Here is a 19,764-nt window from a genome sequence, read left to right as displayed (position 1 = left end):
CCTGTCTTTTCTGAGCGAACATTCAGAGCGTGCTGCGTTCCGAAGAGACGACTCCACAGACAGTCTTCAGTTAAAAAAACTTAATCAAAGCAAAATACATTCAGCAAAAGACAACTCCCAAATGAAGCTCATCTAAAGGAGTGAGTATCATGAAGAGGATTGCAGCTTTGGGCCTTGTTGCCCTGACCCTATCATTTGTTGGCACCGGTGCGTTTGCGGACTGCTATTTTGGGAACGATGCGGTAACCGGGATGGAGACGATCATCTGCGAGACAGACGGTGGCTTTTCCAGTTGGGGCACATTGATCGCCGAAGCTTAAGCGTTTCGGGGTTCGACACCAAATTGTCTGTGAATTTGGTTAAATCAGATCGAATTCTGAAATTGGTAGCACCAAAGCCAAGTAGCACTTGGCACCGAGAGTGGTGACGCGACAGACTCGTCTATAGTTATTGCGTGGTAGGGGACCTCCGCTCCCGCTGCGATGCAAGAAACTACTCCAGTTCTTCGACTTGGTTTGCGTCGATGGATATTTCAAACTCACGCAACCTTGCGCCGATTCTTGGTGTTCTGCATCTTTTTGACCAGGCAATGTGGTGGACACTGTTGGAAGGAGACCAATCGTTCTTTGTATTGACCCGTCACGACACCGCCCCACCTTTCTAACTCAGTTAGGAGCATCCTGAGTGTTTGTGAGGACCACCGCCTTGTTGTTTTTTGCTGTGTCGACCCCGGCCACGGCATTGCAGCTTCGCGAAACAGGGCGGTATGAGCTCAATCAACCCGCAAGTCTTGACTACGATCCGACGTTTTGTGGGTTGTGGATTGCGAACGAGGGGCCCGAGGCCATTCTCGTTACATTGCAAGGTGATGAGTTGCGCCGCATATCCAGCGATCTCTTCCGTATCAAAGCAATTGCTATCGAAGGGGATCACTTGTTGTTGGGCGATGGTCTCGGCAGTCTTCAACGTGTCACCAAAGATGGAGAGCCACTCGGAGCGCCTTTCACTCTGGAAGGCGGATTCGCAGACACCGAGGGGATCGCGATCAACGCCAAGGGGCAGATCGTGACCGTAGAAGATGACCCGGAAAGGTTGTCCTGGTTCACTTCAGAGGGTGCGTTGGCGGCGAGGTTGGATACAATGAAGCTCTCTCCCCCCTTAAGCGAGGCGCAGGGCATCGCGATTGATCCACGCACCGGTCACATGTTGATTGTTGATGACTGGGAAGGGTCAAACAGCCTGTATGAGTTCACGGCAGATGGCCAATTGCTCGCCCAGCAAAGCCTTTTGGAATTCGGAACTGACCCGGAAGGCATCGCCATTAGGCCGGGATCTAACCAACTGTTTGTAGCATTCGACGGCGGCGCGACGATTGTGACATTTGACTACACGCCCACCTTGCTTGAAGGATCACCGCCGCTTCCCCCGGGCGGAGATTGTATGATGTTCTGAGAATTTGGCTTTGTATTCTGGCTAAAACCGGTTTTTGCCTAGTCCCGTTCGCTGTCCAAAGCTTCGCGTATGAGCGTTAGATTCGGCAGCGAATTTTGAAACGGACCTGACCCGAGTTCGGACAAAACTGGAGCCAGGGATTCCGACATCCGCTTCGTACAAGCTTTCAGAAACTCCGCACCTTGCGGCGTGGACCGGGCTATTTTCGAACGCTTGTCATTGGGGTTGGTTTCAAGGGTAATCAGAGTGTGATTTTCAAGACTGGAGAGCATGTGTGTCATCGACGTCTTGGGTACTTGAAACGCGTTCGATAGCTGTAGTGGCGTTTCCCCTTCGGGGCGCCGGACCAGGTGGCCCAATATGCCAAATTGGGTAGCGGTCATTCTGCCAGGTAAGAACGCTTCAAGCTTGGTCGAGATCAGCTGGTTGATGATCCCGACCTCGGTGAAGAACCGGTAGACTTCGTTGGTCTCATCTTCAGGCTTCATTCAGAATTCGTGTCTCCAGAGGCCAGCGGGGTGTGGCAATTGGCTCGGGTCCATACCCCAAACGCAGCAACATTTGCACCGTGTGGCCCGGTGACGCAAGAAGCTCATGCGCAAGAGCGTATTCATCAGCCATCTCAGGATATTCCTGAAGGGCTTGACTGATTGGATGAACGCCTAAGCCCATTTCAGTTGTTTTCAGGTAGAAACGCATCAATTGACGTCCGGCTTCGAGTTGATCGCTTCGCGTATTTGTAGCTGTCGTGAGGACTGCGTATTGCGGCGTCGCGTCTAGCATAGCGAAGTAGCCTCGCATGTGAGACTGAGTGCCTGGGTGGTCAACATTCATAAGGGTCTCATTGTCTAAAAGGCCGGTAAGTCGCAGCGTTTCCAGCATGGGATCGCGCAATTCAATCCCGTCCGGATTGGCGTTGATTTCTGCTTTCCCGATCCGCATGAGGTCTACGGATTCTTTCAGGGTCTGCGGTGTTCGCATTTCGATTTCGAAAGCGCGTTTCGTGAGGTCTCGAACACTCGCCACCAGATCTTCATCGGTAATCAAGGTTGCATAGTTGCCAAGCGTAGACACTTGGTCGGCTGAGAGGCGCTGTTCAGTGTACGGTTCTTTGTTGGAATGTCGGTTGAGGATTTGATCTGAGAGTGGATCGGGCGCTCCGCCGGGAACAAACACTGCTTCTGCGATAGGTCCGTCATCTCCATTTGGCAGTAGTTTGACCTTGGTGTCAAATCCCTGTGCTCCTGCCGCCAGGATCATAGTCTCAACAAATGCGCCGAGGCCAATAAAGAGCTGGCGGTGGTAAGGATCGGTTTCCGGAAGCTCGCGATCAGGATCACGGTGGATGCGCACCGTGTCTTGCCCAACCAACTCGACCAGCCAAGGTTGCAAGTTGTGCGGATTGGGGGCGAGAATTGCGTAGGACAACGCGGCTTTGCGTGGGTCGTCATAAGGTATTGGCGTCCACGGAGCCAACGCGTCATGCGGCGTGCGTGTCGCGAGGAACCCAACCGCGCCCGTTGCCGCCAGAATTGTGCCTCCGCCCAGAACCTTAAGAAAACGTCTTCGATTTGGCATCTTGAGTCTCCAATAGTACGATATCGAACCAAATAATACGAAATCGTACTAACTCAACCCCAAGCGATGCAGTGATTGGTTAAGTGATTTGAAAAAAGGAAAGCAGAACAGTCGGACGCAACCACGGACTGCCGCTATCGACAAGTACTCGGAGCGCCTTTTATGTCGCCAAAAAAGCAGTTATTTTAGTTGATTAACGACCGGATACGAGAAGTTCAGAGGCTGTTGAGTCGATGCTTTTCGAGTATCCCGCAAAGCATAGCCTGTGCTTGCAGCCTGTGTTCTCGATGACGTTCACGGGCAACATCCGGTCGACCTTCACTAATCGCTTGAAAAACAACCCGGTGATCTTCGTTGGATTTGACGGGCAGGGGCCTGATGAACAACGTCGTTGCTCGTGCGCGGCGCACCTGGTCGCTCATCATGGCGACAATCGCTTCGACCCGTTTGTTGCCGCCCAACCGAACGAGCTCCTGATGAAACAACTCGTCAGCCTCGGCCCAGGCTTCAAGGTCTTCGGTTTCGATGGCTTGATCCATCTTTGCAATTGATCCAGCAAGGACCGACAGTTCATCTTCTGAATGACCCGCTTCGGCAGCGCGCTGTGCCGCGAGACTCTCGAGTTCTGTCAGTATGTCGTAAATTTCACGCATATCATCTGATGAAACAGGCAGTATACGCACGCCCTTTCGGGGCCGCATTTCTAGCAACCCCTTACTTTCCAACATCAGCGCAGCTTCCCGTATCGGGGTGCGGGACATGCCAAGGGTCTCGGCGAGTTCTGATTCCAGATGGTCAGTTCCGGCTGCAAGTTCGCCGGACAGGATCATCTGTCGCAAATCCCTAACTGCGCGTTGGGTGTTGGAAAGAGTTTTTGCGTCCTGATCCTTCACGGCGTCTCCAGGTTGATTTTTCGTCCCTCCGCAGTCGAGAGATAGATGCTCTCTTCGATGCGGATCACGTCCAAATAGTCTCGGGCCGTGTTTTCCAGCGGCGTGCCCTTTACAAGGCCTGAAACGACGTGACTTTGCAAGGCGTGTACGCAGTCTCCTCCAAACCCATCATGATCGCTCGGAGGTAAAATCTGCTGTCGCTCCTGTTTTCCAAAAGCGCGGAGGTCAACTGAACCGTCGCCGTTGAGAACCAGTGATCCTTCGGTTCCTTCGATGAGAGCCTCACCCATGGTTTGACGCAGGTTTTCTGCACTGTGGTCAAGGCACCTGTTGCCATCGAACAGGGCTTTCAAACCGTTGGGGTGATCAAACAGGATGAAACCTGCATCCTCGCCTGCGATAACTGGGTTAACTTGGCGCAAGTCCGCATAAACTGCGCTGGGCGCATCGAACAAAAATCGGAATGTGTCTACCCAGTGAACCGCTGTTTCATGAACGAGGAAACGCGGCATGTCCTGAAAATACGGTTGCCGGTCAAGGTAGGCTCGTGGTCCCTGTCCGTCGCCGGGCCGAAGCCGGAAAGTCGCTTGAAGAGGTGTGCCAATTCGACCCTCGGTCATCGCCACCTTGATCGCACGATACCAGGGCTGAAATCGAAAATTCTCGTGCACGACGATAGTTGCGCCTACCGCTTCAGCCTCGGAGACGATCTTCTCCGCTTCATCCAGAGACATGCAGAATGGCTTTTGACAGATCAGCCACTTGATACCAGAGTTCAGTACCGTTCGGATGGCTTCGGCCTGCGCTACAGGTGGAAGGATGATGTCCACGAGATCTGGTTTTTCCGCCTCCAGCATTTGTGACAGATCATCGTAAGCGGCAAGTCCTGTTTCTTTAGCCTTGTTGATATCACGGTTGCAGGACGCAATCGGAACCGCTCCGGGCATTCGGGACCAGCTTTCGTAGTGGAACCTGCTGAAATATCCCGCGCCCACACAAGCGACCCTGATGGTTTGTCGAGTATTCATGCCCGTATTGCTTCTAATACCGATGCGGCTGCATCCTGCGTTCCGGCGGTGCCACCTAGGTCACGCGTCAGGTTCTGTCCGTTCGCAGTCACTTTTTCCACGGCTTCACGCAATCGTTCGCCGTCGTTGGACAGGCCTGGGTGATCATGGGTCAGCCCCAACCATTCAAGCATCATTGCTGCGGACAGGATCATTGCAAAAGGGTTGGCGACACCCTGTCCCGCAATGTCCGGAGCGGAACCATGACAGGGTTGGAATACAGCGTGATTCAATCCGATATCTGCTGAGGGAGCCAACCCAAGACCACCCATGAGACCGGCACCAAGGTCGGAGAGGATGTCTCCGAACATGTTCTCAGTGACCAAAACATCAAATTCCCAAGGTTTTTGAACCATCCACAGAGCGGTGGCATCAACATAAGCATGGTCTGCCTGTAATTCGGGATGGAGGGCGGCTTCTGCATCAAAAATTGATCTAAAGAACGCAAAGGCGCGAAATACATTGGCCTTGTCGACACATGTAACTCGCCCTCGGCCGCGCCCGGTTCTTTTGCGGTTCTGGGCCAGATCAAACGCGAAACGGAACAGTTTTTCGGACACCTCACGAGTGATCAGCAGAGTTTCACGCGCTTCGTCTTCGGAAACTTCGCCAGCGCCTTGGGTGAAGAACAGCCCTTCTGTGCTTTCGCGTATCAACACAAAGTCGATCTCTTTTCCCGGAGGCAGCGCCAAGGGAGTCCTTTGTCCGCTGCTTACCTTCACTGGCCGTACGCCAGCGAAAAGTCCCAGTTGCTTTCGCAAATCAATCTGCGGTGAAATCTCGGTTCCGTCCGGGTATCGAACATCCGGCAAACCCATTGCCGACAGCAGAATCGCGTCAGCATTTCGTGCAGTCTCGAGTGATCCTGCCGGAAACGATTCTCTCGTTTTGGCGTAGTGGCCTGCGCCAGCCGGAGCGTCTGTAAACACCAGTTCATAGGTGGGATTGCTGAGCGAGAGCTGGCGCAGGATTTCAAGCGTGGGGCCCATAATTTCTGGGCCAATCCCGTCCCCGTGGAACACTGCAATATCGTAAGTCTTTTTCATTTTGCCCCGCTTCCTTCCTGTTTCGCATTCATAGCGCGATCGCAGCTTTCACTACAGTCCGTTGACAACGCATTCTTTAATGTATACGCAAATAAATGCAATAATAAACGCGAAGTTGTTTGGGAGGACTTGGAAATGAAACTAATGCTAGGGCGGTTGGCGGCCGCAGCTGTGATGGCGACCAGTATTGCAGGCGCAGCTGCTGCGCAGGATTACCCCTATCGTGATATCACCACAGCTGTGGTCTGGGGGGCCGGTGGCGGTACGGACACGATCAACCGTATGATCATGGCCGAGATGGAAAAACACCTTCCGGTCTCGATCAATGTGATCAATCAAACAGGTGGTGTCGCAGGCTCCAACGGTATGGTCTACGTTATGAACCAACCAGATGATGGCTACACACTGGTTGGTCTGTCTGAATCGAATGTCACCGCTGCTGTGCAGGGTGGTTGGGATAAGAAATTTGACTTTTGGTATCCATTCATTGTTGGCGGATCACCTGATCTGATCTCGGTTCCGGCGGACAGCCCTTACAATACTCTGGAAGAACTGGTCGACGCCGCGAAAGCTGCTCCGGGCACTATTCCAGCCGCGGCTTCGGGCGCAGGTTCGATCCACCACTTGAACCTTCTGGCCATCGAAAAAGGGTCCGGTGCAGAATTCAAGTTTGTTCCATACAAAGGCTCCGCGCCCGGGCAGGAGGCAGCGATAGCGGGTGAAGTTGCGTTGGTTGTGACCTCACTGGCTGAACAGGCTCCGTTGATCGAAGGCGGTCAACTTAAACCGCTTGCTATGTTGACGCCTGAGGACGCGCAGATCGCAGGGTCAACCGTGCCGTCTGCCTTTGGCATCTATGACGGTCTCGACCAGTATTTGCCGCTCAAACAGGCGATCGGGTTTGCGGTTCACAGCTCGGCCGGGGATGACGTTAAGGCTGCCTTAGGCGATGCGTTCGAGCAGGCTATTGCGTCTGACACTGTCGCCGAATGGGCTGCGGCAAACAACTACGACGTCGGTGGTCAGCACGGTGAAGAGGCTCAAGAGCTGTTTGCGAACCTCGAAGCTACTTTTGCCTATACCTTGCAGGACCTTGGTGCTGCCACGGTCGATCCGGCCTCGCTGGGTATCGAGAAGCCCTAATCCGATCAATTTTGAAAGGGCGCGCTTGATCGCGCCCTTTCCCTCAGGAGGCAGGCAATGGACAAACCTGACGAAACACTGGTCATGCGGACGCGCGACTTTTGGGCAGCAATTGTTCTTATAACAGTGTCCGTCTTTTTTCTTTGGAAGACGTCGGACATCCCCCTTTGGGGCGAAAACCGCGCAGGCGTAAGTGGGTCGGATTGGTACAACTCGGCTGCAATTGTACCGCTGTTCATCTTCGGAGGGTTGCTTTCGTTGTCCTTCGTTTTACTGGCTATTTCGATCCGCTCTGGTGGGGCCGAAAACGCGCTCAGTGCGTTGGGGATCGGGTGGGACAAGTCGGAAGCCTATCGAGCTTCAACAATAGGCTTGATCCTTCTTGCATATGTCGTCGGGCTCGTTCCCAGAGTGGACTTCATTCTGTGTTCTGGGTTGCTGATTACAGCTTTGACTTACGGCTACTACGGCGGCCATGCTAGGCGTGCTTTGGTTGCCTGTATCGCGGTTGTCTTTGCAGGATTATTTGCGTTTGCTGTTTTTCCCGCGCAGGCGGACTGGAACGCACACGGTGATGATTGGTTTACGCTGGCCCTATGGGTCTCGCTAACATTTGTAGTGTTGACCAAAGCGGCTTCCGAACGTGTTTTGCGGTACGTTCCTTTGGTGGCAATACTTGCCCCGCTCATCCTTGTTTGCGCGATGGCCTTTGTTTTCCGGCAGAACGTGCCCGCGCGTGGCGGGCTGATCTTCAAGCAAATCGAATACCACTACTACGTGACGCTTCGTCCGCTTTGGAAAGATTGACCGGATGGACTTTATCCTTTCGCAACTGGCTGGATTTGGGGCCGCCTTCGTGGGCCTGGCAGTGGACCCGCTGACCTATCTGTATTTGATCGCATCCGTATTCCTGGGCATCACGTTCGGTGCATTGCCCGGCCTAACGGCAACCCTGGCGGTGACGATCCTGACAGGTTTCTTCGGCAACAAAATCCCGCTCGACTATTCGCTCATCGCTTTGCTCGGGGCCTATGTTGGTGCGATTTACGGCGGCTCTTACCCGTCTATTTTGCTGAACATTCCGGGCACAGCAGCCAGCGCGGCGACAGCCATGGATGGCTACCCTCTGGCCAAAGCAGGTCGAGGGGGCGAAGCACTCGGGCTGACTACGACAGCCAGTTTTATTGGCACAGTTATCGGGACCATCACGCTTTTGATTTTTGTCTGGGCGCTGCTTTTGGTTTCAAAGAACATCGCAAGCCCGGAGAAAGCACTACTGGCCCTGTTCGGCATTCTGCTTTCTGGCACTTTGATGAGCGAAGACCTGGTGATTAAGGGATGGATCGCCGGTCTGATCGGGCTTGCGATGTCCATGGTGGGGCTCGACCCTCTGTTGTCTGAACCTCGCTATACCTTCGGCTGGTCTTACCTGATGAGCGGGTTTCAGGTCGTGCCAGTTTTGATGGGGGCTTTTGCCATTCCCCAAATCATCGACGGTTTGAGGCATGTTGAGGCCGGGAAGGTTCTGGCCCTGAAAGGTCGCATCCTTCCGAACCTTCGGTCTATACGACGCTACCTGCCCACCATTGGCCGGTCAGGAGTTATCGGGACAGGGGTCGGAGCACTTCCCGGAGTAGGCGAAGATGTAGCCGGTTGGGTCAGCTATGGTGTCGGCAAGACCGTATCCGCCGAGGGCGAAAAGTATGGAAAAGGGTCTTTGGAAGGTCTGCTGTGTTCAGAAACTGCAAACAACGCCTGTATTGGCGGCGCGCTGATCCCGCTTTTGGTGTTGGGTATCCCCGGTTCACCACCCGCCGCCGCTTTGATGGGGGCCTTCAAGATTAACAATGTGATCCCCGGGCCGACGATTGATCCCGAGATCATTCTGCGCGTGGTTGCGATATTGGTGCTCGCGTCGCTGACTATGTTTCTTATGGGGCTTTTCACGGCTCGCGTCTTTATCAAGATACTCGCCATCCCGCAGACCATCTTCTTGCCAGTCGTGATGGTTCTGACAACGATTGGGTCTTTCAGCGTCGGCGGTGGCATCAATGATCTCTACCTGATGCTTGGTGTCGGTGCCGTTGCCTACTTCATGAACCTTATGAAGTACCCAATAGCGCCGTTGGTTATCGGCGTTATTCTGGGCAGTCTGTTTGACGAAACCTTCCGCCGGTCGCTGTTCTTGTCGGACGGGGATCTTTCGGTCTTCTTTTCACGTCCCGGTGCGGCCATTCTGCTGGTGCTCAACACTGGTCTGATCCTCAGCCAACTGCCCGTCACAAAGCGCGCTTTCTCACGTCTGAAAGGACTTTCTGTCTGATGTTTGCGGTTACTGTCACCTTCACTCTCAAGCCCGGTACGAGAGACACCTTTTTGCCGTTGATGGTCGAAAACGCTTCAACCTCTTTGCGTGAAGAACCCGGATGCCATCAGTTTGACGTTTGCCTCGGCGACGATCCCGAGACAATTTTTCTCTATGAACTTTATGATGACAGCGTGGCGTTCTCTGCCCACCTAGAAAGCGTGCATTTTCAGTCCTTCGATACGGCAGTGGCTGATATGATCGCCACCAAAGTAGTTCACCAGTATCCCGAGGTCATCCGATGAACGATTGGGAAATCCACGCCTTGAAATACGCGGATCGAAATGCCCGGACGCGCGCTGATAGTTTCATCATCGATGATAATCACGACGCGCCTCATGCGATGGATTATTTCGTTTGGGTGCTCAAACGCGGCGACAAAGTCATTCTGGTCGATACTGGCTACGATTCCGATGAGGCTGCCGCGCGTGGTCGTCCCATCGCGATGGACCCTCGTGAGGCTCTGCGGCCCCTAGACATTATGCCGGAAGCGGTGACCGAGGTCATCGTGACCCATCTGCACTACGACCACGCGGGGGGTCTGCATATGTTCCCTAACGCGAAATTGCACTTGCAGTCGGCGGAAATGGCCTTCGCCACAGGTCCCTGCATGTGCCATGACCACCTGCGTGCGCCTTTCACGGCTGGCCATGTCTGCGAGGTGGTAAAGCGTCTCTATTCAGGCAAGGTCGTGTTCTACGATGGAGAAGCTGAGATTGCAGATGGGGTCACGGTGCACTGCATCGGTGGACACTCGCGCGGATTGCAATGCGTTCGCGTAAGAACGGGAGCTGGGTGGATGGTACTCGCCTCTGATGCCTCGCATTACTACGAGAATTTCATGGCACGCAAAGCCTTTCCCATCGTCGTCGACCTGCAAGACATGATGGATGGTTTTGGGACGCTAGAGAGATTGGCCTCGCATCCTCGACTTATCGTGCCCGGCCATGATCCACTTGTGCGTAAGATTTTCCCCGTCGGAGCAGCACCGCATATCCACAGGCTGGATCCCGGGCCAACCAGGGACATCAAATTATGAAGATCGGCGTCATAGCTGACGATTTTACAGGTGCGAGCGACATTGCGAACACTTTGGCGAAGGGCGTTGAGCCGGAAGGTGGATTGCGAACGGCGCAGTTCCCAGGCGTTCCAACGACCCCGGTCGACGAAGAGATTGAAGCGGGAGTGATCTCGCTCAAAAGCCGTACCGCACCTGTCGAGCAAGCTGTTGCGGATAGCCTGCGGGCCCTGCGATGGCTCGCGGACCAAGGATGCCAGCAGTTCATCTTCAAGTATTGCTCGACCTTTGATTCCACGATGGAGGGAAACATCGGTCCCGTTGCGGAAGCGCTGGCCAACGAACTGGGCGCGCAAAAAGTGATTTTCTGCCCGGCCTTTCCGACCACGGGTCGCACTGTCTATCACGGCCATCTTTTTGTGTTCGACAAGCCGTTGAACGAGTCCGGGATGGAAAACCACCCACTTACTCCGATGACGGATGCAAACATCAGGCGATGGTTGCAGCATCAGGCCGAAGAGGCGGTTGGTTTGGTGTCAATTGGCACTGTGAAGCAAGGGTCAGAGGCGATTGCTGCTGCTTTGTGGAACGTCGACGAACGCTTTGTAATCGGCGATGCGATTTCGGACGAGGATTTGTTGGTCTGGGGCGAGGCTCTAAAGGATGCGGAGCTTATTACTGGGGGATCCGGCCTAGCATTGGGGTTACCAAGAAACTTCTTGAGAGAGACTTCGCCTAAAAGTGCTGGCAGTGTGTTCACTGGTATCGCTGGACCTGCAGCGATCCTTGCCGGGTCGTGCTCGGGTGCAACCCGTGGGCAGATTGATGTTCACTCGAAATTCCATCCGTCCTTCGCCATCGATGTGCCAAGTGTCATGTCCGGGGATGTGACCACGCAAACGCTTCTGGATTTCTTCGAAGCGAATCCCGATCAGGCGCCACTCGCATACTCATCGGGAAGCCCGGAGGATGTACGAGCGATCCAAAATCAATTTGGTCAGGAAGCAGTTGCGGACAGGTTGGACAATCTCTTTGCAGATACAGCCCGACAACTTGCCGAAACGGGGTACAAGCGCTTTGTCGTGGCCGGAGGTGAGACGTCGGGAGCTGTTGCTAAGGTCATCTCTGAGGCAGTGGGGTCTCCAGCCATGTCAATTGGGCCAGAGATTGATCCGGGCGTGCCAGTCTTGAGCGTTGGAAAATCTGACCCCATTGCACTGGCTTTGAAGTCTGGAAACTTTGGCGCTCCAGATTTCTTCTCGAAAGCGCTGAAAATGATGGAGGCAGGCAAATGAGTTCTGAAGAACAGGCACTGCGACAGCAGATATCGGAACTGTGCGCCTCGCTTTTTGCGCGTGGATTTTCCGTCGGCACTGCGGGCAATGTCTCCGCGCGTTTACATGACGGCATCCTCATGACGCCAACGAATTCGACCTTGGGCGATATCGACCCCGAGCGCATCGCCAAGATTAGTTTGGATGGCAGCCACGTCTCGGGCGATAAGCCGACAAAGGAAGTCTTTCTGCACCAAGCCTTCTACGAGACGCGGCCAGAAGCGGGCGCCGTGGTGCATCTGCATTCAACTTGGGCCACTGCACTGTCGTGTTTGGAAGACACCGATCCCAATGACTGTATTCCACCGCTAACACCATACGTGGTGATGCGCGTTGGCACGGTCAAACTGGTTCCATACGTTAAGCCGGGTGACCCGAAAACCGGTGATTTGATCCGCGAACTGGGCGGCGAATGTAGTGCTGTTCTGCTGGCTAATCATGGCCCGGTCGTGTCGGGAAAGGACCTCTTCTCTGCTGTCTGTGCAGCAGAAGAGCTGGAAGAAACGGCCAAGCTGCTCGTGGCTTTGCGAGGCCTGCCAACCCGCCTATTGGATGCTGAACAAGTCACAGAACTCAAAGAGACTTTCGGAAGGATGTAATCGGACGCCGATAGGAGGAGTGTGCAAACAATTGGGAAAATCGTGAAAAGTTATTCGCAAGCAAGCTTGAGTTTAATGAATGCAATCAATTGCAGGAACGCACCGTTATGAGCGCGCTTACATGATGCTTAGGTTTGCGCATAACACTACGCGCACCCCATAAGTTTGGGTAGTTTGCACATAGTTCTGCGCTGCCCGATTGTCTGCCTTAGCGATGAATTCAATTGGTTTTTGGCGTAGTCGTAGCGGTTATGGCCTTTGCTGCACTTAATCTCGCAAAGGGCCTCTCTAAGGAACCTTAGGTGCCATGCGGCCTTTTTGCTCGGATTCTCGCGAAGGTCTGCGGTGCGCGGCAAGCTGACTATGCAAATTCTGGTGGGCGGATGAACCAAACGACCAGCTGGAAAAGAGAAACGGACGTTTTGAACCCAATCCAGCCGTTTTTGCAGGCCGGAGTTCTCTGGTAGCGTCGGGTATTTGCCAAAAACCTACAGCTGAGACCCAATTGGTAAAATACTTAAAAATCCGGCAACTATGTGATCCCAGGCCGATCCTGTCGGCTCGGATTGGTACTCAAGAACGTTGCCATCATCGCCTCTTGTCGTCCATTTAAGCTGACCAGCTTTCTCGAGCGTCACGTTATATGTGTATGCGGGTAGCGCGTCGTCCAAGGCACCCATGGTCTGTGTCGCCAATACTGGTGAGTCAATCAGAATTCCCATCTCGGTGTTGATGTTGACAGATCGCGGATCCCAGTTGAACGATCCTACGAACAAGTATCGGTCATCGACTGCAAATGCCTTGGAATGTAGGCCTGACCTAGATTGAGCCCAGTTAATACCGCGGCGTTGGACCTGATAGGCGTCCGGTCGCAGCTCATAGAGCTCTACTCCACCGCGTAGAAGTGCACGGCGTTTCTTGGCATAGTGCGCGTAGACGGGTGCGACGTCGTTAGAGGCAAGTGAATTGGTTACAACCTTTACGTCGACGCCGCGGCTTTCCAATTCGGTCAGCCATTTCACACCGTTGTTACGCGGCACGAAATAGGCGGAGACGATGTTCACCTCACTGCTGGCATTCTCAAAGTATGGAAGCAACTGAGATGCCAGAACGGGACCTGAGTTCTCGAGACCGGCGGCTTTTGATGGCGGATCAGCGTAAAGCTTTGCAGGCAGCCAATCCAGTGATAGGGCTCCATCTGCGAAGTTCTCTTGCGCTGACTTTCTGAGGGCCGCGCCATACTGAGTCTGCTTCGCTTCCTCGACCAGTTCGTTCAACCTGACTCGCGCATCAACAAGGTCAAATTCCTGGGGTTCTCCAACGACTACCCGAGCCGGAACGGCGAATTCGCTGTTCCAGTATGAGTCAAAGCTTTGCGACACCTCGCGTACAACGGGGCCTGCGGCCAGGACATCCAAATCAGCGTAGTTCATTTCTTCTCGCGCGAGAAAGTACTCGGCGCCGATGTTCCTCCCACCCACAATCGTGAACACATTGTCTGCCGTCATGGACTTGTTATGCATTCTGCGATTGATGCGTTTGAAATCGGTCAAACCTGCGATCAGAAGGCTTTGTTCCCGCCAGAATGGATTGAACAGCCGAATTTCAATATTTTTGTGATTGTCCAACGCGGCGGTCATCGCATCATAGCTGGACGTATCCATGTCATCCAGCAACAATCGGACACGAACACCCCGATCGGCTGCCTGCAAAAGACTGGCGGCGAATAGGTGGCCCGTTGGGTCGTCGTGTAGAAGGTAGTATTGCGCATATATCGTTTGCTCGGCCGCCGCAGCGAGCAACAGCCGCGAGACAAGAGCTTCTTCGCCGTCACTGATCAGCTTTACGCCCGACCGACCGTCTTTGGGATCGCCAAGCCGATTGGCCGCCCGACTGAGAGCTGTGCGCGAGTCTGCCGGCAGCGAAGCCGATACCGTCTTTTCATATGTGCGAGTTTTGGGGGCGCAAGCAACAAGGGTCAGCGTGCACAAGATACAGACCACCAACTTCCATTGTGTCATCAGTTTCCTCCATCCCCTAAAATTAGGTGACTACGCCGAGACGGGTGATTGCAAGTCTGTTCTGTGAAGCATGAGACTGTTTCGCCGGGCGTTGTTGTTTTGGTGAAACCCTTAGCTTTCGCATGCTGGCATGTGATTTTGACGCAATCTCAAATCAAACGTACTCTACCAGCGACCAAGTGCGAACGAGGACCATGCCTGATCCCGAACACAGAAATAACTCCGCTGCGGAGCCTTCGCGGCGTGCTGTGGCCGACGGTATCGGCGTGGCAACGGAGGAGTTCAAAATCTCGATGCCAATCGGGATCGGAGCTGTCTTGGCTGCTTTGGCTTCTTTGGCCACGTGCTATTCCGGGATTTTACTGACCTATTTGGTTGGCTACGAAGCGCTTTCTATAAACCCACATGCGCAAGCGGTGCTCATGTGGGTGTTTGCATTGTTGGCGGTTAGTTTCTTGTGGAGAGACCGGAAACGGCATGCCAAGGAGCTTCCACTCGTCCTCGGTGGGATTGCTGCCGTCATCCTGATTGTCACACTGTACTTCGGCTATGATGAACGCGTAGAAGCGCTTGCCTATGTGCTTTTGGTGATCGCTGCTTTGCTAAACCAGAACTTTATACTCGATGCTTTGAACCACACGGTTCGCAACCAGACACATGAAATAGAAGCATTGAACGAAAGACTGACTGAGAAGGTAAAGCGCCAGGAAGGCGAGATTGACAGGCTGGGGCGTCTCAAACAATTCCTTGCGCCTCAAGTTGCGGAGCTTGTCGTCGAAGAAAACGCTGACGAGCTTTTGAATACTCATCGTCAATACATCGCTTGCCTATTCTGCGACATCCGGAATTTCACCGCCATTTCCGAGGCGATTGAGCCGGAAGATGTCATTACGCTTCTCCAGCATTTCCATGATGAGGTTGGCCATTTAGTTGCCCGACACAAGGGAACAATCGGATACCGAGCCGGAGACGGATTGATGGTCTTCTTCAATGACCCGGTTCCGTGCGATCAGCCCGTTCTGCAAGCCGTGCGGCTGGCCAAGGCAATAAGCGAAGCTTTCGAAGGAATCCGAGCACCCTGGCAGAAACTCGGACATGCGATGGGTTTAGGTATTGGGATCAGTAGTGGTTACGCGACGCTTGGGCTTATCGGGTTTCATGGTCGCGCCGACTACACGGCAATAGGTGGGGTTGTGAACACCGCATCTAGGCTTTGCGACTTTGCCAGCGACGGGCAGATCCTTTTGAACCAACGGGCGCTTCTAGACATAGAAGAACATGTGGAGACAGAAGAAATGGGAGAACGGGAACTGAAGGGCATCGGCAACCCTGTGCAGATTTTTCGTGTTATCAGCCTATCCCACCAAGCCAAATGATGCTCTATCTTTTTGGGAATCCAATGGATTTTCGTATTTTCTAGGTCTGCCTTACGCTGCTAGCGGCCTTTACGTACTTTTCGGAGAACGGCAGCACCGAACACGCGGCGGCAATCCTACGGATCGCTAAACGCTACACTCAACGGGTGTAGCCGATGGATTGGAAGCTTTTTCCAAGCATCTTGGAGAAGTGACAAGTGGCGGAAGAACCGCGCAATAAGTCTAAGTTCACCGACCACTCGGCGACGGAAATTTCGTGGTCGCTTTTAGCCATGTAAAACAAAACGAGCGCGACTGGGCCGTTTTTTACTTGTCCCGGATCAAGAGTGGAAAGATCGTCGAACATTGGGATGTTCAGGAACAGATCGGCCCGAAAGAGACTTGGAACAACTCTGGCAAATTCTAGGGGAGTTGAGCGACATTTTTTTCTGGCGGCGGCTGAAGATGAATTCTTTTTCAGGGCAACGGCGCATTAGCGATGGTTCAACATTCCGGAAATCGAATGGTTGTATTTGATTGACCCCGCGCGATAATCTGATTGCATCAAAGGATTGGCCGAACATGTGTGGAGCTTTTAATGAAAAGGTTGGCGCTGACAGCAATGGCATTGATCTCCACTGGCGCGGTGTGGGCTGCTGGTATGGAGCGGTGGGGTGAATCCGGGGACTGGACAATCCTGATTGATTCCGAAAAGGGCAACGGCTGTCTTGCTTGGAAGCCTTTTGAAGACGAAATGACCGTTGAAATTGGCGCGGCGCCCAATCAGGCCGGCGGTTTTTTTGCCACCTACAATCCGGCCTGGGTGCAGATAGAGGACGGCGCGACCGGCATCGTAAAGTTCGACTTTGGTGATGCAAAATTCGAAGGCGAAGCGGTTGGTGTCTACAAGAATGGAGTTCCCGGTGGCTATGCCTTTTTCGACAACCCAGCGTTTGTGACCGAGTTTGGAAAACGCCAAAGCGTTACGATTATTGGCGAAAGTGGCGCCGAGGTTGAACTCGACCTCAGCGGGTCTGCAAAAGCCATTGAGGCCGTTCTGACGTGTCAGGCCGAACAGCCGGAACCACTGAAGAACTAGGTCACGCCCGACTACTGCAATTGATTGATGTCCGGCACACAGGGTTGCCTGTCGACAGGCATAGCGTCAGCGCCCTCTGGAGCCTTGCTTCTCGACCCACCCACATCCAGCTTGAACTTTGGCGACGAAAGCTGACCCGTTACATCAAATGGCCAAGCACTCCGGGATAGGGGTTTGCCGACGCGACGAGGCTCTGCTCTTAATGCGATGCTATCGTTCAGCCAGTCCACTTGCCCCCTAGCCACCAGTTGAACCGATCCTGTTTCGATGACGATGGAGTTTGAACTGACGCGCCCGGCTTGGATATCAACCGGGGCGACCACGCAAGTGATGTCGGTATAGCCTTGTCGGAACTCTTCTGAAAAGAGCCAGGGGAAAATACCTAGCCCGGCCAACTCTAGTAGACTGGTACTAATGTAACCTTGCGACATCGACAAAGACGCTTTGCCGCGCATGGAGTTGATGAAGGCCTTGCCCGAGGCGGTACTGCCAGAAACGTTGAACTCACCGCTCAAACGTCCATAGGCCTCAATACCAATGCCCAACTCATCAAGGATTTCACCGAATTCCCATCCTGAGGTCGATCCTGACAATGAAAGCCAATCAGGTGAGTCAATCAGGTCCATGACCGCCCGCAGGCTGAAGTTTCCGCCACCATAAGGCATCTGAAGAGGCCCGAAATCCACGGTTCCGTCTTTGGCAGACAATTGGCTTGAAACAGACGTTACGCCTTGCTGGCCTACAATCTCTTTGAATTCGATCTGCACCTCGACGTCAGCTTCTCGCAGCACGCGTTGTACATCCAGAAGATCGGCAGGTTTACTTTTTTCCTTTGGCAATACCAAGGGCTGGACGTCTGTCTCCTTCGGTAAAACCAAAGGTTGAACTTCGGCTTCAGGTTCCTTTGCGGTTTCGCCTACCAAGCTTTTCAGTTGGTCCAGCACGGCAGTTAGGTTCTTCAGGTCGTTGAGGTCGAGCCTTTCGCTCGTGATGTTGCCCCGAACAACAGAAGCACCCTCGGGAAATTTTGCGTCTAAAGCCGCAAGAAGATGCGAGGACCCTGCTTCGAACTGGATTGCGGCATCAAAGTCCTCGCCCTGTTTGGAGGTTTCAGCATTGATAGCTAGTGATCCGATTTCGACAGGTTGCAGATTCACTGCGGTCAGAAAATCCGCGCTGTCGTCGACGTCCAATTCCACGTCGAAATCGAGACCGGCAAGGCCTCTTATCTCGTTGACAGATAGTGCGAGATCGAGTGCCCAGAGATCGGTGCCGTAGGTGGTCGCGTTAAACCTGTTGAGTGAAACCGGCCCACCCGCGTTGGATATGTTGAAATCGGCTTTGATGCCGCCGAACTGGTCAACGTAGTCTTCATCGAGGTTGGGCAAAATCAACTTGGCGGGCCCGTTTAGCTCCCCATCGAAAGTCACGTCCTGAAGCTGAAGCAGATCGAGGATTTCACCTTCGGCTTTCAGGACAGGCTCTTCAATTGGACCCGCTTGTAGTGCAATGCCCAGCATGGCAAGCCGTCCGTCTGGCATGCGGCGAATACTTTCGATTGAGGCTGGGCCGATTACGTCCAGCCCTTGGTCGAATGCATTGGTTTGGAACAGCAACTTCTCAAATTCGAAGGAAGCCAGGGATCCGACCATATGCATTTCAAAGCCAGTGAATTTAAGTTCCTGGATACTTTTTGCTGCTGGCGGCGGCTGTCCTTCAGGATGAAGCCGCGCGTTGAAAAGCAGATCAACGCCCTGAGCGGTGTAGAGGTCATCTATTGAACCCTCAGCTTCGAGTTTTTGCCCATCCTCCAGGCTTACAGTTGTTGTAAACGCCTCGATCTTCAGAGCGTCCTGAGACACGAGCTCTGCTTGCAGCTGACCATTGCCTTCCAGAACGCGTTCCAGCCCGATGACGTCCAGAAAATCACCGAACTCACCTGTGTCCATTTCTAAAACTGCGCGATAACCGCCCCCTTCGTCTGCCGAGAAGGGCTCGCCATCGTAGCTTACGGTCATTTCGCCAAAACTGGCGCGTGTCGTAAACGGTGCGGCGTGTGGGTAGTCGCCTTCGATCTCGAAAACCTGACCGTTGACGGAGCCGGAACCAGAGACCTTTGTTCTTTGTCCATTGTCTACTTGTTCGAGCGCGAGTGACTGAAGGTCAAATACAAATGAGAAGCCCGAGACCTTGTCGTCAATGTTTAACCCGATTGATGTGAAACTTACGTTCTTGTCGCTCAGAAAGTTCAGGATTCCACCGCCTTCCGTACCGCTCTCATTGGTACTATCAGCGCTCGCTACGTCTTCTTGATCTTCCGTTGATACCGTTTCCTCAGATTCGGGCCTGCGTGTTGGCCTGTCTGTTCGCCAGCTTGTTGTGCCGTCTTCGGCGGTCAGAAGATCTGCTTGGAGGCCTTCCACGACGAGATTGTCAAAGTGCAGGCGCCTGTTGGCCAAAGCGGCAATATCCAGCTCCAGTTCCAGCAGGTTCAATTCAACAAGAGCTGCCTCCGGCATTGTCAGGCTCGGGATGACCACACCACCGACGTAAATGTAACTCGTGCGGCCAAGCGCGACGCTTACATCATCATTGACAAGAAGTGGCCGACCAATTTGTTCCGAAAGAACTCTTTCCACAAGGTCGCGCCGCATGTCCGAGAACATCGGAGCAGCAAACAACAACCAAACAAACGCGACTGCTGCGAAAGCGAGAAGTGCGACAAGCCCAATTATCCTAAAAAGCCAAACCCTCATGCGCTCCCCTATCGCCGCCTTCGCCGTTCAGTCTCTCA

19 protein-coding genes are annotated in these 19,764 nt (G+C 53.6%); 11 read left to right on the top strand and 8 right to left on the bottom strand.

The annotated features are described in order from the left end of the window. The first annotated feature begins 149 nt into the window (after window positions 1-149). Complete coding sequence (locus tag ACR0IP_RS03885; RefSeq protein ID WP_170380082.1) at window positions 150-320, top strand: hypothetical protein; 171 nt, start codon at window positions 150-152, stop codon at window positions 318-320. A 385-nt stretch (window positions 321-705) separates the two neighbouring features. After that, window positions 706-1,452: a hypothetical protein gene (locus tag ACR0IP_RS03880; protein WP_480523927.1), complete on the top strand. Its 747-nt coding sequence runs from the start codon at window positions 706-708 to the stop codon at window positions 1,450-1,452. 38 nt (window positions 1,453-1,490) lie between these two features. On the opposite strand, the gene ACR0IP_RS03875 is transcribed toward ACR0IP_RS03880, so the two are convergent. From ACR0IP_RS03875 to ACR0IP_RS03855, 5 genes are all read right to left on the bottom strand, one after another. Continuing rightward, on the bottom strand, window positions 1,491-1,940 hold the full coding sequence (locus ACR0IP_RS03875) for a MarR family winged helix-turn-helix transcriptional regulator (protein WP_475217466.1): 450 nt from the start codon (window positions 1,938-1,940) through the stop codon (window positions 1,491-1,493). Then, window positions 1,930-3,030, bottom strand: coding sequence for an Acg family FMN-binding oxidoreductase (locus tag ACR0IP_RS03870; RefSeq protein WP_170722219.1), 1,101 nt, complete (start codon window positions 3,028-3,030; stop codon window positions 1,930-1,932). Before ACR0IP_RS03870 ends, ACR0IP_RS03875 begins: the two co-directional genes overlap by 11 nt. Window positions 3,031-3,245: 215 nt before the next feature. Then, on the bottom strand, window positions 3,246-3,860 hold the full coding sequence (locus ACR0IP_RS03865) for a GntR family transcriptional regulator (protein WP_480523924.1): 615 nt from the start codon (window positions 3,858-3,860) through the stop codon (window positions 3,246-3,248). Window positions 3,861-3,919: 59 nt separating this feature from the next. Beyond that, window positions 3,920-4,951 carry a Gfo/Idh/MocA family protein gene (locus ACR0IP_RS03860; RefSeq protein WP_480523923.1) on the bottom strand — a complete coding sequence of 344 codons (1,032 nt, stop codon included), beginning with the start codon at window positions 4,949-4,951 and terminating at the stop codon, window positions 3,920-3,922. Beyond that, window positions 4,948-6,036 (bottom strand): isocitrate/isopropylmalate family dehydrogenase, encoded by a 1,089-nt coding sequence (locus tag ACR0IP_RS03855; RefSeq protein WP_170641690.1) that lies wholly within the window; start codon window positions 6,034-6,036, stop codon window positions 4,948-4,950. The genes ACR0IP_RS03860 and ACR0IP_RS03855 overlap by 4 nt, the downstream gene beginning before the upstream one ends. A gap of 135 nt (window positions 6,037-6,171) precedes the next feature. Here ACR0IP_RS03855 and ACR0IP_RS03850 point away from each other — a divergent pair, with 135 nt between their 5' ends. Genes ACR0IP_RS03850 through otnC form a run of 7 tightly spaced genes read left to right on the top strand, consistent with a single transcriptional unit; the run spans window position 6,172 to window position 12,495 of the window. Continuing rightward, window positions 6,172-7,179: a tripartite tricarboxylate transporter substrate binding protein gene (locus tag ACR0IP_RS03850; protein ID WP_170689329.1), complete on the top strand. Its 1,008-nt coding sequence runs from the start codon at window positions 6,172-6,174 to the stop codon at window positions 7,177-7,179. Window positions 7,180-7,236: 57 nt separating this feature from the next. Further along, the gene (locus ACR0IP_RS03845; RefSeq protein ID WP_480523921.1) at window positions 7,237-7,986 is read left to right on the top strand and encodes a hypothetical protein; all 750 of its coding nucleotides are present in this window, start codon (window positions 7,237-7,239) and stop codon (window positions 7,984-7,986) included. A 4-nt stretch (window positions 7,987-7,990) separates the two neighbouring features. Next, window positions 7,991-9,502: a tripartite tricarboxylate transporter permease gene (locus ACR0IP_RS03840; protein WP_170380089.1), complete on the top strand. Its 1,512-nt coding sequence runs from the start codon at window positions 7,991-7,993 to the stop codon at window positions 9,500-9,502. Continuing rightward, complete coding sequence (locus ACR0IP_RS03835; RefSeq protein WP_480523919.1) at window positions 9,502-9,789, top strand: putative quinol monooxygenase; 288 nt, start codon at window positions 9,502-9,504, stop codon at window positions 9,787-9,789. The genes ACR0IP_RS03840 and ACR0IP_RS03835 overlap by 1 nt, the downstream gene beginning before the upstream one ends. Next, window positions 9,786-10,583, top strand: coding sequence for an N-acyl homoserine lactonase family protein (locus ACR0IP_RS03830; protein ID WP_480523917.1), 798 nt, complete (start codon window positions 9,786-9,788; stop codon window positions 10,581-10,583). Before ACR0IP_RS03835 ends, ACR0IP_RS03830 begins: the two co-directional genes overlap by 4 nt. Further along, complete coding sequence (gene otnK, locus ACR0IP_RS03825; protein ID WP_170380092.1) at window positions 10,580-11,857, top strand: 3-oxo-tetronate kinase; 1,278 nt, start codon at window positions 10,580-10,582, stop codon at window positions 11,855-11,857. The genes ACR0IP_RS03830 and otnK overlap by 4 nt, the downstream gene beginning before the upstream one ends. After that, window positions 11,854-12,495 (top strand): 3-oxo-tetronate 4-phosphate decarboxylase, encoded by a 642-nt coding sequence (otnC, locus tag ACR0IP_RS03820; protein WP_480523915.1) that lies wholly within the window; start codon window positions 11,854-11,856, stop codon window positions 12,493-12,495. Before otnK ends, otnC begins: the two co-directional genes overlap by 4 nt. Window positions 12,496-12,983: 488 nt before the next feature. Here the strand turns inward: otnC and ACR0IP_RS03815 are convergent, their stop codons facing one another. Beyond that, a complete protein-coding gene (locus ACR0IP_RS03815) occupies window positions 12,984-14,516 on the bottom strand; it encodes a phospholipase D family protein (RefSeq protein ID WP_480523913.1) in 1,533 nt (510 codons plus the stop codon). Between the two features lie 194 nt (window positions 14,517-14,710). Between ACR0IP_RS03815 and ACR0IP_RS03810 the strand changes: the two genes are divergently transcribed. After that, the gene (locus ACR0IP_RS03810) at window positions 14,711-15,892 is read left to right on the top strand and encodes an adenylate/guanylate cyclase domain-containing protein (protein WP_480523911.1); all 1,182 of its coding nucleotides are present in this window, start codon (window positions 14,711-14,713) and stop codon (window positions 15,890-15,892) included. A 139-nt stretch (window positions 15,893-16,031) separates the two neighbouring features. On the opposite strand, the gene ACR0IP_RS03805 is transcribed toward ACR0IP_RS03810, so the two are convergent. Then, window positions 16,032-16,238: a hypothetical protein gene (locus tag ACR0IP_RS03805; RefSeq protein WP_480523909.1), complete on the bottom strand. Its 207-nt coding sequence runs from the start codon at window positions 16,236-16,238 to the stop codon at window positions 16,032-16,034. A gap of 231 nt (window positions 16,239-16,469) precedes the next feature. Here ACR0IP_RS03805 and ACR0IP_RS03800 point away from each other — a divergent pair, with 231 nt between their 5' ends. After that, complete coding sequence (locus tag ACR0IP_RS03800; protein WP_480523907.1) at window positions 16,470-16,970, top strand: hypothetical protein; 501 nt, start codon at window positions 16,470-16,472, stop codon at window positions 16,968-16,970. An 11-nt stretch (window positions 16,971-16,981) separates the two neighbouring features. Here ACR0IP_RS03800 and ACR0IP_RS03795 read toward each other — a convergent pair whose 3' ends face one another. Then, window positions 16,982-19,726, bottom strand: a complete 2,745-nt coding sequence (locus tag ACR0IP_RS03795; protein ID WP_480523905.1) for an AsmA family protein — start codon at window positions 19,724-19,726, stop codon at window positions 16,982-16,984. Between the last annotated feature and the right edge of the window lie 38 nt (window positions 19,727-19,764).

It is taken from the genome of Ruegeria sp. AL11 (assembly GCF_056540865.1).
Note: the sequence above shows the minus strand (reverse complement) of the source record. Positions and strands in the feature narration are given on the sequence as shown.

Bases quoted from the DNA above. Each gene is read 5' to 3' on its own strand.
- ACR0IP_RS03885 (WP_170380082.1), top strand. From the start codon at position 150: ATGAAGAGGATTGCAGCTTTGGGCCTTGTTGCCCTGACCCTATCATTT.
- ACR0IP_RS03875 (WP_475217466.1), bottom strand. From the start codon at position 1,940: ATGAAGCCTGAAGATGAGACCAACGAAGTCTACCGGTTCTTCACCGAG.
- ACR0IP_RS03870 (WP_170722219.1), bottom strand. From the start codon at position 3,030: ATGCCAAATCGAAGACGTTTTCTTAAGGTTCTGGGCGGAGGCACAATT.
- ACR0IP_RS03865 (WP_480523924.1), bottom strand. From the start codon at position 3,860: ATGATCCTGTCCGGCGAACTTGCAGCCGGAACTGACCATCTGGAATCA.
- ACR0IP_RS03860 (WP_480523923.1), bottom strand. From the start codon at position 4,951: ATGAATACTCGACAAACCATCAGGGTCGCTTGTGTGGGCGCGGGATAT.
- ACR0IP_RS03855 (WP_170641690.1), bottom strand. From the start codon at position 6,036: ATGAAAAAGACTTACGATATTGCAGTGTTCCACGGGGACGGGATTGGC.
- ACR0IP_RS03850 (WP_170689329.1), top strand. From the start codon at position 6,172: ATGAAACTAATGCTAGGGCGGTTGGCGGCCGCAGCTGTGATGGCGACC.
- ACR0IP_RS03845 (WP_480523921.1), top strand. From the start codon at position 7,237: ATGGACAAACCTGACGAAACACTGGTCATGCGGACGCGCGACTTTTGG.
- ACR0IP_RS03840 (WP_170380089.1), top strand. From the start codon at position 7,991: ATGGACTTTATCCTTTCGCAACTGGCTGGATTTGGGGCCGCCTTCGTG.
- ACR0IP_RS03835 (WP_480523919.1), top strand. From the start codon at position 9,502: ATGTTTGCGGTTACTGTCACCTTCACTCTCAAGCCCGGTACGAGAGAC.
- ACR0IP_RS03830 (WP_480523917.1), top strand. From the start codon at position 9,786: ATGAACGATTGGGAAATCCACGCCTTGAAATACGCGGATCGAAATGCC.
- otnK (WP_170380092.1), top strand. From the start codon at position 10,580: ATGAAGATCGGCGTCATAGCTGACGATTTTACAGGTGCGAGCGACATT.
- otnC (WP_480523915.1), top strand. From the start codon at position 11,854: ATGAGTTCTGAAGAACAGGCACTGCGACAGCAGATATCGGAACTGTGC.
- ACR0IP_RS03815 (WP_480523913.1), bottom strand. From the start codon at position 14,516: ATGACACAATGGAAGTTGGTGGTCTGTATCTTGTGCACGCTGACCCTT.
- ACR0IP_RS03810 (WP_480523911.1), top strand. From the start codon at position 14,711: ATGCCTGATCCCGAACACAGAAATAACTCCGCTGCGGAGCCTTCGCGG.
- ACR0IP_RS03805 (WP_480523909.1), bottom strand. From the start codon at position 16,238: ATGTTCGACGATCTTTCCACTCTTGATCCGGGACAAGTAAAAAACGGC.
- ACR0IP_RS03800 (WP_480523907.1), top strand. From the start codon at position 16,470: ATGAAAAGGTTGGCGCTGACAGCAATGGCATTGATCTCCACTGGCGCG.
- ACR0IP_RS03795 (WP_480523905.1), bottom strand. From the start codon at position 19,726: ATGAGGGTTTGGCTTTTTAGGATAATTGGGCTTGTCGCACTTCTCGCT.